The organism is Pseudomonas fluorescens (assembly GCF_030344995.1).
Lineage (GTDB): Bacteria > Pseudomonadota > Gammaproteobacteria > Pseudomonadales > Pseudomonadaceae > Aquipseudomonas > Aquipseudomonas fluorescens_BF.
Window position 1 is genome coordinate 5,988,948 of record NZ_CP128260.1, and the last position, 13,950, is coordinate 6,002,897.

General features: G+C 61.9%; 11 protein-coding genes. 9 read left to right on the forward strand and 2 right to left on the reverse strand.

Translation table 11 applies throughout. The annotated features are described in order from the left end of the window. Positions 1–210: 210 nt before the first annotated feature. Positions 211–2,388, forward strand: a complete 2,178-nt coding sequence (locus QR290_RS27005; RefSeq protein WP_289203942.1) for a malate synthase G — start codon at positions 211–213, stop codon at positions 2,386–2,388. Positions 2,389–2,651: 263 nt separating this feature from the next. On the opposite strand, the gene QR290_RS27010 is transcribed toward QR290_RS27005, so the two are convergent. Further along, positions 2,652–3,098 (reverse strand): response regulator, encoded by a 447-nt coding sequence (locus tag QR290_RS27010; RefSeq protein WP_007959828.1) that lies wholly within the window; start codon positions 3,096–3,098, stop codon positions 2,652–2,654. Between the two features lie 254 nt (positions 3,099–3,352). On the opposite strand from QR290_RS27010, the gene QR290_RS27015 reads away from it, so the two are divergent. The 8 genes from QR290_RS27015 to QR290_RS27050 all read left to right on the forward strand — a co-directional run bounded on the left by QR290_RS27015 (position 3,353) and on the right by QR290_RS27050 (position 12,461). Next, entirely contained in the window at positions 3,353–5,293 is a 1,941-nt protein-coding gene (locus QR290_RS27015) for a putative nucleotidyltransferase substrate binding domain-containing protein (RefSeq protein ID WP_289203943.1), read from the forward strand. Beyond that, positions 5,290–5,997: a 3'-5' exonuclease gene (locus tag QR290_RS27020; protein WP_289203944.1), complete on the forward strand. Its 708-nt coding sequence runs from the start codon at positions 5,290–5,292 to the stop codon at positions 5,995–5,997. The genes QR290_RS27015 and QR290_RS27020 overlap by 4 nt, the downstream gene beginning before the upstream one ends. 110 nt (positions 5,998–6,107) lie before the next feature. Further along, positions 6,108–6,626, forward strand: a complete 519-nt coding sequence (locus tag QR290_RS27025; protein ID WP_039768032.1) for an RNA polymerase sigma factor — start codon at positions 6,108–6,110, stop codon at positions 6,624–6,626. Then, positions 6,623–7,594: a FecR family protein gene (locus QR290_RS27030; protein ID WP_289203945.1), complete on the forward strand. Its 972-nt coding sequence runs from the start codon at positions 6,623–6,625 to the stop codon at positions 7,592–7,594. Before QR290_RS27025 ends, QR290_RS27030 begins: the two co-directional genes overlap by 4 nt. Positions 7,595–7,791: 197 nt before the next feature. After that, complete coding sequence (locus tag QR290_RS27035; RefSeq protein WP_115079431.1) at positions 7,792–10,230, forward strand: TonB-dependent siderophore receptor; 2,439 nt, start codon at positions 7,792–7,794, stop codon at positions 10,228–10,230. A gap of 74 nt (positions 10,231–10,304) precedes the next feature. Further along, positions 10,305–11,435, forward strand: coding sequence for a PepSY-associated TM helix domain-containing protein (locus QR290_RS27040; RefSeq protein WP_289203946.1), 1,131 nt, complete (start codon positions 10,305–10,307; stop codon positions 11,433–11,435). Further along, entirely contained in the window at positions 11,432–11,611 is a 180-nt protein-coding gene (locus QR290_RS27045) for a hypothetical protein (RefSeq protein ID WP_115079433.1), read from the forward strand. Before QR290_RS27040 ends, QR290_RS27045 begins: the two co-directional genes overlap by 4 nt. A 220-nt stretch (positions 11,612–11,831) precedes the next feature. After that, a complete protein-coding gene (locus QR290_RS27050) occupies positions 11,832–12,461 on the forward strand; it encodes a glutathione S-transferase (protein ID WP_007959819.1) in 630 nt (209 codons plus the stop codon). A gap of 87 nt (positions 12,462–12,548) precedes the next feature. On the opposite strand, the gene creD is transcribed toward QR290_RS27050, so the two are convergent. Then, positions 12,549–13,919 (reverse strand): cell envelope integrity protein CreD, encoded by a 1,371-nt coding sequence (gene creD, locus QR290_RS27055; RefSeq protein ID WP_289203947.1) that lies wholly within the window; start codon positions 13,917–13,919, stop codon positions 12,549–12,551. Between the last annotated feature and the right edge of the window lie 31 nt (positions 13,920–13,950).

A 13,950-nucleotide genomic window follows, 5' to 3' on the forward strand; every position in this document is an offset into this window, starting at 1 on the left:
CACTACATAACGTTGGATCGATGTCTGCCCAAGGCACGTTCGCAACCCTGAAAGCCCCGTCAGCAAGGCCCCCAAGCCGTTGATTGGTCCCAGCCCAGCCGCCAGCGATGGCATGTACTGGTCGAGGGGTTTGTGGTTTAAATGGCCAGAGGCTTCATTGTTAAATTGAAGAGCTGAAAAGCGAAATAGCTGAGCAGAGTGAGGCAAGCAATGACTGAACACGTTCAAGTCGGTGGCCTGCAGGTCGCCAAAGTCCTGTTCGACTTCGTGAACAACGAAGCCATTCCCGGTACCGGCCTCACCGCCGACAAATTCTGGGAAGGTGCCGACAAGGTCATTCACGACCTGGCGCCGAAGAACAAAGCCCTACTCGCCAAACGCGATGACTTCCAGGCTCGTATCGATGGCTGGCACCAGAGCCGTGCCGGTCAGCCGCACGACGCCGTGGCCTACAAAGCCTTCCTGCAAGAGATCGGTTATCTGCTGCCAGAAGCGGCTGATTTCCAGGCAACGACGCAAAACGTCGATGACGAAATCGCCCGTACCGCCGGCCCGCAACTCGTGGTTCCGGTGATGAACGCCCGCTTCGCCCTCAACGCCTCGAACGCCCGCTGGGGCTCGCTGTACGACGCCCTGTATGGCACCGACGCCATCAGCGAAGCCGGCGGCGCGGAAAAAGGCAAAGGCTACAACAAGGTGCGTGGCGACAAAGTCATCGCCTTCGCCCGTGCATTCCTCGACGAAGCCGCGCCACTGGCAACTGGCTCCCATGTCGATTCCATTGGCTACAAAATCGCTGACGGCAAACTGGTGGTCACCCTCAAGGGCGGCAGCACCAGCGGCCTGCGCAACGACGCACAGCTGATCGGCTTCCAGGGCGACGCCAATGCGCCGATTGCGATCCTGCTGAAGAACAACGGTCTGCATTTCGAAATCCAGATCGACGCCAGCACCCCGGTCGGCCAGACCGACGCCGCCGGCGTCAAAGACATCCTGATGGAAGCAGCGCTGACCACCATCATGGACTGCGAAGACTCCGTGGCTGCCGTCGATGCCGACGACAAGGTGGTGATCTACCGCAACTGGCTCGGCCTGATGAAGGGCGACCTCGCGGAATCCGTTTCCAAGGGCGGCCAGACCTTCACCCGCACCATGAACCCGGATCGCACCTACACCAAGGTCGACGGCAGCGAATTGACCCTGCACGGCCGCTCGCTGTTGTTCGTGCGTAACGTCGGTCACCTGATGACCATCGACGCGATCCTCGACAAGCACGGCAACGAAGTGCCGGAAGGTATCCTCGACGGTCTGGTGACTTGCCTCGCGGCGATGCACAACCTGAGCGGCAACACTTCGCGCAAGAACACCCGCACCGGCTCGGTCTACATCGTTAAACCGAAGATGCACGGCCCGGAAGAAGCGGCGTTCACCAACGAGCTGTTCGGTCGCATCGAAGACGTGCTGGGCCTCAAGCGCAACACTCTGAAAGTCGGGATCATGGACGAGGAGCGCCGCACCACGGTCAACCTCAAGGCCTGCATCCAGGCTGCGAGCGAGCGCGTGGTGTTCATCAACACCGGTTTCCTCGACCGCACCGGCGACGAAATCCATACCTCCATGGAAGCCGGCCCGGTGGTGCGCAAGGCCGACATGAAGGCCGAGAAATGGATCGGCGCCTACGAGAACTGGAACGTCGATATCGGTCTGAGCACCGGCCTGCAAGGTCGTGCGCAAATCGGTAAAGGCATGTGGGCGATGCCCGACCTGATGGCGGCGATGCTCGAACAGAAAATCGCTCACCCGCTGGCCGGCGCCAACACGGCCTGGGTTCCGTCACCGACCGCCGCTGCGCTGCACGCGCTGCACTACCACAAGGTCGACGTGTTCGCCCGTCAGGCCGAGCTGGCCAAACGTGCCCGCGCTTCGGTCGATGACATCCTGACCATCCCGCTGGCCGTCAACCCGAACTGGACTCCGGAGCAGATCAAGAACGAACTGGACAACAACGCCCAGGGCATTCTCGGTTACGTGGTGCGCTGGATCGACCAGGGCGTGGGTTGCTCGAAAGTGCCGGACATCAACGACGTCGGCCTGATGGAAGACCGTGCAACGCTGCGTATTTCCAGCCAGCACATCGCCAACTGGCTGCGCCACGGTGTCGTCACCGAAGCGCAAGTGATGGAAAGCCTCAAGCGCATGGCGCCGGTGGTGGACCGTCAGAACGCAAACGACCCGCTGTACCGTCCGCTGGCCCCGAACTTCGACAGCAACATCGCCTTCCAGGCGGCGGTCGAACTGGTGATCGAGGGCACCAAACAGCCGAACGGCTACACCGAGCCGGTCCTGCACCGTCGTCGTCGCGAGTTCAAGGCTGCGAACGGCCTGTAACCTGCGCTGATGCCGGACATGAAAAAGCCCTGATCTTTCGATCAGGGCTTTTTTTGTGCTCGTGAATTTGAGATTGGTGAAGGGCTTTGGATCGACCCCTCACCCCAACCCTCTCCCCAAGGGGTAGAGGGGGAAAGGGAGCAGATAGGGGGCTTTTCAGAACCTGAGTTCGACTCAGTATTTAAGGTCGGTGTATCTCGAACATTCACCTCGGTCAGTCCCCTCTCCCTCCGGGAGAGGGTTAGGGTGAGGGGGGCTTTGGCTTAAGGCTCAATCCCCAGCTCATGTTTGACGAGACCGAGCAATTTGGCGGTATCGATCGGCTTGAGCAGAAAGTCCACCACGCTCAAATGCATCGCCGCAATCGCATCCTTCACGTCCGCATCGCCCGAGACGATGATGATCGGCATCGCTGCCCGTACCGATTCACGCACCTGCCGGATCAAGTCCAGCCCACCGACATTGCCCATCCGCAGATCGGTGATCACCAGGCCAATGGAAGGTTTTTCTTCGAGCATCTTCAGGGCGGACTCGCCGCTGGCCGCGGTCAGGCAGCGAATGCCGTCCAGTGCCAGGATCTCCGACAACAACTCGCGGGCATCCTTGTCGTCGTCGACGATCAGTACCCGCTGCGGCGGCAGGTCGGGTTCCAGCATGACGGCGCTGAGCGCTTCGCGCTCGGCGTCGCTCAAAATATCGTGGTCGGACATGGCGTTCTCTACGTTTTCAAAATCGATCCCCTGGCACAGTGGTCAGACATCGCTGGGCAGAGCTTAAATGTGCACTTCGTCGGATTTTTTTCCAAGGGGCGAACAGAAGAATTTCCGACTGTTTTTGTAGGGCATATCCGAAAACTCCCCAACGGCATGCCCAACCTAGACTTACGTCCAATGGGCGCCCCGCGCGATGGGGTCGACCATGGCCGCAACGATCCGACAACAACAATTCGAAAAAGACTGCGGTAATGGTTATGAGTAAAGCGGACGCCTTCACCCAGGCAGGGAAAACCGCGGTGTTGCAGAACATTCAGGGCACTTTGCAATTCCTTCAGCGCTTCCCCCCTTTCAATCAAATGGAACACGCCCACCTGGCCTATCTGGTGGAGCAATGCCAGCTGCGCTTCTACGGTCAGGGCGAAAGCATCATCAAACCCGCCGACGGGCCGGTCGAACACTTCTACATCGTCAAACAGGGCCGGGTGGTCGGCGAGCGTCCGCACACGGCCAAGGGCGGCACCGAAACCACGTTTGAAATCACCACCGGCGAGTGTTTTCCCCTCGCCGCACTGCTCGGCGAACGGGCGACCCGCACCGAGCATCTGGCCGGCGAAGACACCTTCTGCCTGCAACTGAACAAACTGGCGTTCATCAAGCTGTTCGCCCTCTCCGGTACCTTTCGCGACTTCGCCCTGCGTGGCGTCAGCAGTCTGCTCGATCAGGTCAACCAGCAGGTCCAGCAAAAAGCCGTGGAAACTCTCGGCACCCAGTATTCGCTGAACACCCGCCTCGGCGAATTGGCCATGCGCCATCCGGTGACCTGCAGCCCTTCCACCCCACTGCGCGAAGCGGTGAAGCTGATGCACGAACAACAGGTCGGCAGCATCGTCGCGGTGGACGAATACAAGGCGCCGCTGGGAATTTTCACCCTGCGCGACCTGCGCCATGTAGTGGCTGAAGGGGTTGGCGATTTCAGCGAGCCGATCGAACGCCACATGACGCACTCTCCGTTCTATCTATCGCCGGATCACAGCGCCTTCGATGCGGCGATTGCCATGACCGAACGGCACATCGCCCACGTGTGTCTGGTCAAGGATCGGCGCCTGTGTGGCGTGGTTTCGGAGCGGGACCTGTTCTCGCTGCAACGGGTCGATCTGGTGCACCTGGCGCGCACCATTCGCAGCGCCCAGCGAGTCGAACAACTGGTGACCCTGCGTGGCGAGATCGGCCAACTGGTGGAGCGCATGTTGGCTCACGGCGCATCCTCGACCCAGATCACCCACATCATCACCCTGCTCAACGATCACACCGTGTGCCGGGTGATCGAACTGACCCTCGCCGAAAAAGGCGATCCCGGCGTGCCGTTCAGCTGGCTGTGCTTCGGCAGCGAAGGCCGGCGCGAGCAGACGCTGCACACCGATCAGGACAACGGCATTCTGTTCGACGCGCGGGATGCGGCCCATGCGGCGGAGATTCGCGGCAAGTTGCTGCCGATTGCCCAGCAGATCAACCACAGCCTGGCGCAATGCGGCTTCACCCTGTGCAAGGGCAACGTCATGGCCGGCAATCCGCAGCTGTGTCTGTCCCGCGCCGAATGGGCCCGACGTTTTGCCGCGTTCATTCGCGAGGCGACGCCGGAGAACCTGTTGGGCTCCAGCATCTATTTCGACCTGCGCGTGGTCTGGGGCGATGAACAGGGTTGCGAGCAATTGCGCCGGGGGATTCTCGATCAGGTCGCAGACAACCGACTGTTCCAGCGAATGATGGCCGAGAACGCCTTGCGCAATCGCCCGCCAGTGGGGCGTTTCCGTGAGTTCGTGCTCACGAAAAAGAACGGCGAGAAAGCCACGCTGGATCTGAAAATCCAGGGCCTGACCCCGTTTGTCGACGGCGCACGCTTGCTGGCACTGGCCCATGGCGTCGATGCCAACAACACCCTCGAACGCTTCCGCCAGCTTGTGGATAAACAAGTCATCGACCGGCTGGATGGCGCCGCGTACGAAGAGGCGTATCACTTCATCCAGCAGACGCGCATGCAACAGCATCAACTGCAGACCCGGGAAAACCTGCCGTACTCGAACCGGGTCGATCCCGACAGCCTCAATCATCTGGACCGGCGCATCCTGCGTGAATCCCTGCGCCAGGCCCAGCGCCTGCAAAGCAGCCTGACCCTGCGGTATCAGCTATGAGCCTGTTTTCGTGGCTGCGTCCGGCCAGCCCCGTTGTGTCGGTCGACTTGCAACAACGCCTGACGAAACTCCCGGCCATCGGCGAACTGCGCGAATGCAGCCTGCGCGAACAGCGCTGGGTGGTGCTGGATCTGGAAACCACCGGGCTGAACCTGAACAAGGACCGGGTGCTGTCGATCGGAGCGGTGGTGATCGAGGACGGCGCGATCGACTTCAGCCAGCAGTTCGAACGTACGCTGCAATGCCGCGAGCTGAAACTCGGCCCGAGCGTGTTGATTCACGGCCTGGCCCCGAGCGCGATTGCCGCCGGCAGCGAGCCCACGGAAGCGCTGGTCGAGCTGCTGGAGTTTATCGGCGACAGCCCGGTGCTGGCGTTTCACGCCTCGTTCGACCAGCACATGCTCAGCCGCGCGCTGAAGGAACATCTGGGGCACAAGTTGCAGACGGTGTTTCTCGATGTGGCGCAGATCGCCCCGCTGGTTTGTCCGCAGGCACACATTCGCGAGGCCGGGCTGGACGAGTGGATCGACTGGTTCAAGCTCGAAGTCTTCGAGCGTCACCACGCGAGCGCCGATGCGCTGGCCACGGCGGAACTGGCGCTGATCCTGTTCAGCCGGGCACGCCAGCAGCAGATCCACAGCCCGCTGAATCTGCAGCAACGCCTGAGTCAGTGGAAACGCCGCCAGCAGACGCATTCGTTCTGAATCCGGGTTGTCGCCCGACAACCCGACCGGTGGCCAATTGCTAACCATTCCCACCTCTGCCACAATCGCGAACAATTCTCGTTAGTTAACACTTCCCAGTCGGTGTCGTCGTGTCTTCAGCCCAAAGCCCTCACAGTGAGCTCGTCGGTGCGTTGTATCGCGACCATCGCGGCTGGCTGCTGGCCTGGCTGCGCCGCAACGTCGCCTGCCCGCAACGCGCCGAAGACCTGAGCCAGGACACTTTCGTCCGCCTGCTCGGCCGCGATGAGCTGCTGACGCCGCGCGAACCCCGGGCGTTTCTGGTGGCGATCGCCAAGGGCTTGTTGTTCGACTACTTCCGCCGGGCGGCGCTGGAACAGGCGTACCTGACCGAACTGATGCTGATCCCCGAGGGCGAACAGCCGTCGGTCGAAGAACAGCAACTGATCCTCGAAGACCTCAAGGCCATCGACCGCATGCTCGGCAAGCTGTCGACCAAGGCCCGCGCCGCTTTCCTCTATAACCGCCTCGACGGTCTGACTCACGCCGAAATTGCCGACAAACTCGGCGTGTCGGTCCCGCGCGTGCGCCAGTACCTGGCTCAGGGCATCCGCCAGTGCTACATCGCGCTGTACGGTGAGCCGACATGAGCCCGGCCAGTTCCCGACCGGTTCCGGCCCATGTGCTGGACGCGGCGATTGCCTGGCAATTGACCCTCGATTCCAGCACGCCACTGGAGCGCGAAGAGTTCGCCAAATGGCACGCGGCTAACGAAGAACACGCTCGCGCCTGGCACCAGTTGGGCATGCTCGACCAGCGTTTCAGCGTGGCCAACGGCCCGGCACGCACCGCGTTGCTGCAATCGCGCGAAGGCATCCGCCGTCGGGTGCGCAAGCTCGGCAGTGGGCTGGCCAGTGTCGTGGCGGTGGTCGGTCTGGCGTTGTTCGCCGGCGAACGTTATCTGCCGCTGGATTACTGGCTCGCCGATCAACGCACCGCCACCGGCGAACAGCGCACCGTGCGTCTGGCCGACGGCACCGTGCTCAACCTGAATACCCACAGCGCGGTGGATGTCCGCTTCGATGAAAAGCAGCGGCTGATCGTGTTGCAGGAAGGCGAAATCCTCGTCGAAACCGGGCACGGCGATGCGCGGCCGTTCATCGTCAAAACGGCCGAAGGCAGCATGCGCGCTCTGGGCACGCGGTTCCTGGTCAAGCGCGAAGACGCCGGCACGCGCCTGAGCGTGTTGCAGTCGGCGGTGGCGGCGCATCCGCAATCCTATCCGCAGGAACAGATTCTGCGCGAAGGCCAGCAAGTGCTGATCCGCCACAACGGTCTGGATTCGGTGGTGGCGCTCAACCCCGGCGCCGATGCCTGGACCCGCGGCATGCTGGTGGTGGACAACGCGCGCCTGGAAGACCTGGTGCACGAACTCGGCCGTTATCGTCGCGGCCATCTGGGCATTGCGCCGGAGGTCGCCGACCTGCGCATCACCGGCAGCTTCCCGCTGCACGACACCGACAAGGCGTTGAACGCCCTGCTGCCGACCCTGCCGGTGCAGATCGAACAGCACACGCCATGGTGGGTGACCGTGGCCAAGGCTGATCCGAAGCCCTGACATTCAGCATTACCTGAGTAATAGCTGTCGCGAGCAGGTCGCGACAGAACCTTCACACCCCACGAAAACGGACTTTCTGCTGACTTGCGCAGCAATGTCGTTCGTTAATCGAAATTATTTTCATCCAGCCCTATCACTTTTCGAATCTCGTCCGGCACACAGGCAATTGAGAAATATTTCCATTCAGGAGCCGCCGTATGTCCCGTTCGCTAGACACCTTGTTGCGCCCCAGTTTGCTGGCGGTCGCCATTGCCCTCTGCACCCCGCTGGCCAGCAGCCAACTGATCGCCGCTGAACAGGCGTCGAGCGTGCGCGCCTACAACCTGCCGGCGGCTCCGTTGTCGACCACCCTGAACCAGATCGCCAGCCAGGGCGGCCTCACGCTGTCGTTGAACCCGTCGCTGGCGGCGGGCAAGACCTCGGCGCCGGTCAACGGCCAATATGACGCGGCCGGCGCCCTGCGCGCGGCCCTGCGTGGCACCGGGCTGCAACTGGAACAGAGCAGCGCCGGCACTTACACCCTGGTCGCCGTGCCGGAAGGCGTGGTGGCCCTGCCGGAAACCTCGGTGATCGGCGTGGAAAACTATGAAAGCGCCTGGGGTCCGGTCGAAGGCTACACCGCCACCCGCACCGCCGCCGGCACCAAGACCGACACCGCGCTGGTCGAAGCGCCGCGTTCGATTTCGGTCGCCACTCGGCAGCAAATGGAAGACCGTGGCGTGCACAGCCTCGATGACGCCGTGCGCTACATGCCGGGCATCACCGCCAGCAGCTACGGCAGCGACACCCGGATCGACTGGCTGCGCGTGCGCGGTTTCGAACCGACCCAGTTCCTCGACGGCCTGCCGCTGCCACGCGGCATCTACGCCAACCCGAAACCGGAAACCTGGAACCTAGACCGCCTCGCCCTGCTGCGCGGCCCGGCTTCTTCGGTATACGGCCAGACTCCGCCAGGCGGTCTGCTGGACATGGTCAGCCGTCGTCCAAGCGATGTGCAAAGCAGCGAAATCCAGTTGCAGTACGGCAGCGACAACCACCGCCAGATCAACTTCGCCAGCACCGGCAAGATCGATGACGCCGGTCAGTTCCTGTATGGCATCAGCGGCGTCGTGCGTGACAGCGACACGCAGATCGACCACATCGAAAACAAGCGCTACAACATTGCGCCGAGCCTGACCTGGAACATCGACGAAGACACCAAGCTGACCTTGCTCTCGCAGTTCACCCGCGACGATACCGGTGTCACCAGCCAGTTCTACCCGATCCAGGGCACCAAGATCGACATGCCGTTCGGCAAGATCTCCCATCACAAGAACCTGGGCGATCCTGACTACGACTTCTACGACCGTACCTACTACGCACTCGGCTATGCCTTCGAACATCGCATCAACGACGTCTGGCAGTTCAAACAGAATCTGCGTTACACCAAGTCCGACCTGTCGTTCCAGACGGTGACCGTCAACAGCTACAACCCATCCTTCGCCGGTTTCACCGTCGACGATCAGGGCAATGTCGGCCGTGGCACCACCAACGTCGACGAGGACATCAGCCAGTTCGCCGTGGACAACAATTTCCAGGCCGACTTCGCCACGGGCGATATCCGTCATACCCTGTTGCTCGGTCTCGACCACCAGCGCAGCAACGACAACTACACCTCGATCTTCGGCTCCGCACCGGACATCAACGTCAACAACCCGATCTACGGCCAGACGATCATTCGTCCACCGCGTTCCTCGGCGTTCTATGACTACAACCAGAAAACCTACCAGAGTGGCCTCTACGTGCAGGACCAGATGGCTCTGGACCAGTGGCGCCTGACCCTCGGCGGTCGCGAAGACTGGGTGCACACCAGCACCAAGTTCTTCAACAAGGGCGACGCCACCAACACCCAGCGTGACAAGGCGTTCAGCGGTAACGCGGCGATCAGCTACGTGTTCGACTCGGGCTTCGTACCGTACCTGTCGTATGCCGAATCCTTCCAGCCAACCAGCGGCGCCGATGCCACTGCCACCGACTCGTTCAAACCGACCGAAGGCAAGCAGTGGGAACTGGGCATCAAGTACCAGCCGCCGGGCAGCAAAACCCTGCTCAGCGCAGCGGTATATGACCTGACCCAGAAGAACGTCTCGGTCAACTCCATCGTCAACAACGTGACCATCACCAGCCAGACCGGTGAAGTGAAAGTCAAAGGCCTGGAGCTGGAAGCCGTCTCCGACGTTACCGATAACCTGAAAGTCATCGCTGCCTACACCCTGGCCAAATCCGAAGTGCAGAAAGGTGTCGACAAGGGCAACCGTCTGCAACTGATGCCGAACCAGCAAGCTTCGCTGTGGACCGACTACACCTGGCACAGCGGCGTGCTCGACGGCTTCGGCATCGGCGGCGGCGTTCGCTACACCGGCAACACCTACGGCGACAAGGCCAACACCTGGCTGGGCAAGGCGGACGCCTACACCGTGTTCGACGCCGCCGTGCATTACGACCTCGGCCGTCTGGACAACAGCCTCAAAGGCGCGTCGCTGGCACTCAACGCGACCAACCTGTTCGACAAGGACTACATTTCCACCTGCGACGGTTTCTACTGCTACTACGGCGACCAGCGCAGCGTCATCGCCAGCGCCACCTACAAGTGGTAAGCGCCTGAGCTGAAACAGGCCCTGCAACCAGGCCGTCCCTCGTGGACGGCTTTGGTGTTTTTGAAGGTCATGAAATGAAAAGTAAAACAATTCGCCGCTGGTCCTTCGTCCACACCTGGACCAGCCTGATCTGCACCGTGTTTTTGCTGCTGTTGGCCCTGACCGGCCTGCCGCTGATTTTCCATCACGAAATCGACCACCTGCTGGGCGATGCGCCCGAGTTGCGGGTGATGCCGGCGGACACGCCGCATCTGAACCTGGCGCAACTGGTCGAAGCGGCGGAGAAGCATCGGCCCGGTGAAGTCGTGCAGTACTTCGGTTTCGAGGACGACGAACCGAATGCCGTGTTGACCATCATGGCCAAGACCGCCGGCACCGAGCCCAATTCCTCGCACACCTTCATGCTTGATGCGCGCACCGGCGAAGCGCTGGAGATGCCATCGGCCAACGGTGGGTTGATGCTGTTCATCCTGCGTCTGCACGTCGACATGTTCGCCGACCTGCCGGGCAAGTTGCTGCTGGCGTTCATGGGTTTGCTGTTCGTGATCGCGATCGTATCCGGCACGGTGTTGTACCTGCCGTTCATGCGCCGCTTGAAGTTCGGCACCGTGCGCCAGGACAAGTCCACCCGCCTGCGCTGGCTCGACCTGCACAACCTGATCGGCGTGGTCACCCTGACCTGGGCGCTGGTGGTGGGGGTGACCGGCGTAATCAGCGCCTGCGCCGACCTGCTGATCGCCGCATGGCGGGCCGATGCGCTGACCACCCTGATCGCGCCCTACCGCGATGCCCCGCCGCTGACGCAACTGGCCCCGGCCACCCGTGTGCTGGACATCGCCGCAAGCGTCACACCGGGGATGAAACCGGACTTCATCGCCTTCCCCGGTACCCGCTTCTCCAGCGAGCACCACTACTCGGTGTTCATGAAGGGCGGCACCCACCTGACCTCGCACCTGCTGACGCCGGTGCTGATCGACGCCAGCACCCTGCAGGTCACGGCGGTGGCAGAACGACCGTGGTACATGGACGCCATGGGCATGTCGCAGCCGCTGCATTTCGGTGACTACGGCGGCATGCCGATGAAAATCCTCTGGGCCACGCTGGACGTGCTGACCATCATCGTCCTCGCCAGCGGCGTGTACCTGTGGGTGGTGCGGCGCAAGGCTGCGAAACCGGTGCTGGAACCGGCGGAGGCCTCTGCATGAAGCCGCGTCAGTCGAATTTCTGGAAGGTCTTCAGTACGCCGCTGGTGATCGCGCTGCTGAGTGCGGCGGGCCTGTTCGCCGCGCTGCTGGGCGACGGGATCTGGGATGGCTTGAGCTGGATGGGTCTGGGCATTCCGGCAGCCATTGCCCTGCGCGGATTGCTGCAACGTCGCTGAGATTTGCATTGGCTGGACTGGCCTCTTCGTCGGATCGCCGCCCGGGGCAAGCCCGCTCCCACACGTTCTCGGTTGTTTACCGATCCAGTGAACGCCGCGAACCCTGTGGGAGCGGGCTTGCCCGCGAAGGCGTCTGCAAAGGCGCTATCAAACTCTCGCCAGCCACGCCGGAACTTACTAGGCTACGCCTTTGCACTTTGAAGACTGCCGAGGAATGTCCATGTCCGCTCCCAGCATGACCCTGTTCCACAACACCCTGTCCCCGTTCGTGCGCAAAGTCATGGTGCTGCTGCACGAGACCGGCCAGCAGGATCGCGTCGCGCTGCAGGACTGCGTGCTCAGCCCCGTCAGCCCGGACGCCGCCCTCAACGCAGACAACCCGCTGGGCAAGATTCCGGCCCTGCGCCTGGCCGACGGCAATGTCATCCATGACAGCCGGGTGATCCTCGATTACCTCGACCACCAGCACGTCGGCAATCCGCTGATCCCTCGCGACGGCTCGGCCCGCTGGCGGCGCCTGACCCTAGCCTCGATGGCCGACGGGATCATGGACGCCTCGGTCATGGTGCGTTACGAGCAAGTGCTGCGCGCCCCGGAAAAACACTGGGACGAATGGCTCGAGGCCCAGCGCGAGAAAATCCGCCGCGCCCTCGCCCTGCTGGAGCGCGACGCGATTGCCGAACTGACCTGCCATTTCGACGTCGCGTCGATCAGCGTGGCCTGTGCGCTGGGTTATCTGGATCTGCGCTTCCCGGATCTGGGCTGGCGTGACGCCAACCCGCAACTGGCCAACTGGTTCTTTGAAGTAAGCCAGCGGCCGTCGATGATTGCGACGATGCCGAAGGCCTGACGCACCGGGCGGGAGGCAACGACGCAAAGATCAGCGTCATCAATACCTCGGCCTCCCGCTGCTCCTCACGCAACCCTACGAACCGGCTCATTGCACCGCTCCGAGATCGAACTCCAGCGGTTTGGCCGGTTTCTGCCCGATCCCGTACCAGTCCAGATTACGGGTCAGCACCATGAACACACCGAGCAGACCGAACAGCAGCAGCGAGCCCATCAGCAGCGCGTAATCCTCGGCACTCAGCAAGCCATAGAGCAAGCCGTACAACGCCGCCAGTCCCGCCGAAAAACTCAAGCCGTGTCGCACGCTGCGCAACACGTGGCAGACATAGAACCCGATCAACAGCACACAACCGCTGGCGGACAACAGATACGCCAGGGCAAAACCGATGTGTTCCGACAACGACAGCAGCAACAGATAAAAGAACGCCAGTGCCACACCCACCAGCGCGTATTGCACCGGGTGCACCGCCAGACTTTTCAGCACTTCGAACAGGAAGAAACCGGCGAACGTCAGGACGATGAACAACAGCGCATATTTGATCGCCCGGTCGCTCTTCAGATACTGATCCACCGGATCGATGAAACTCACACCGAAACTGCGCCCGTTGAACGCCTCGCAATCATTGCCCGACACGCAACGGCTCATCGCTTCTTGCAAATTGGTGGAGAAAAACGAGGTCTGCCAGTCGGCGGTGAAACCCTGATCGGTGATCTCGCGCTTGGCCGGCAAGAAGTTGCCGATAAAGCTTGGGTGCGGCCAGTTGGCAGCGAGGTTGACCCGGCTGGTCTTGCCCACCGGCAGCACCTGCAACGAGCCGGTGCCTTGCAGGCGCAGGTCGAAACCGAAGGCCAGTTCCGTGGTCTTGCTGGTGTCCAGCGCCGGCAGCGTCACTCGCACACCCTCGCCCAGCCAGCCGACCTGAGTGCCGGGCACGAAGTCCAGGCGTTGCGCACCCAGCTCCAGCTTCAGGGCGTTTTCGATCCCGCGAATGTCGCTGATGCCGACCGCCAGAAACGGCGCATCGAAGGTGTAATCGGCAAAGTCTTCCTTGATCCCCAACTGTGCCGGCAGCGAGAAATGCCCGCTGATACGGTTGTCGGCATGGAATAGCCGCGCCTCGTAAATGCCCCGGGCGCGCAACTCGGTCTGCACCTGGCCGTCGAGCTCAAAACGTTCCGGCAGGAAATACAGGCGTCCACGCTCCTCACCGATTTCCTGGTAGCGTTCGTCGCTCTTCTCTTTGGTTTTCCAGGTGCGCACCACTTTGCGATAAGGCACAACCATCACCGGCCCGCTGAGTTGCTGGCTGTAGCTCGAGCTTCTGGCAATGTCTTCCAGCACACCGTCACGCAGTTGCTGGCGATCATCGATGATGCCGTCGATCATCAGCAGCGGCACCAGCAACACCAGGATCAGCAGGGCAATGGCCCCGAGTTTGAATGTCAGATTTCGGTTCATCGGAACGCTCCCTTGTTGGAATGGAGCGAGT

Excerpts from the sequence above, each read along its gene's own strand:
- QR290_RS27005 (WP_289203942.1), top strand. The coding sequence starts at position 211 with ATGACTGAACACGTTCAAGTCGGTGGCCTGCAGGTCGCCAAAGTCCTG.
- QR290_RS27010 (WP_007959828.1), bottom strand. The coding sequence starts at position 3,098 with ATGTCCGACCACGATATTTTGAGCGACGCCGAGCGCGAAGCGCTCAGC.
- QR290_RS27015 (WP_289203943.1), top strand. The coding sequence starts at position 3,353 with ATGGTTATGAGTAAAGCGGACGCCTTCACCCAGGCAGGGAAAACCGCG.
- QR290_RS27020 (WP_289203944.1), top strand. The coding sequence starts at position 5,290 with ATGAGCCTGTTTTCGTGGCTGCGTCCGGCCAGCCCCGTTGTGTCGGTC.
- QR290_RS27030 (WP_289203945.1), top strand. The coding sequence starts at position 6,623 with ATGAGCCCGGCCAGTTCCCGACCGGTTCCGGCCCATGTGCTGGACGCG.
- QR290_RS27035 (WP_115079431.1), top strand. The coding sequence starts at position 7,792 with ATGTCCCGTTCGCTAGACACCTTGTTGCGCCCCAGTTTGCTGGCGGTC.
- QR290_RS27040 (WP_289203946.1), top strand. The coding sequence starts at position 10,305 with ATGAAAAGTAAAACAATTCGCCGCTGGTCCTTCGTCCACACCTGGACC.
- QR290_RS27045 (WP_115079433.1), top strand. The coding sequence starts at position 11,432 with ATGAAGCCGCGTCAGTCGAATTTCTGGAAGGTCTTCAGTACGCCGCTG.
- QR290_RS27050 (WP_007959819.1), top strand. The coding sequence starts at position 11,832 with ATGTCCGCTCCCAGCATGACCCTGTTCCACAACACCCTGTCCCCGTTC.
- creD (WP_289203947.1), bottom strand. The coding sequence starts at position 13,919 with ATGAACCGAAATCTGACATTCAAACTCGGGGCCATTGCCCTGCTGATC.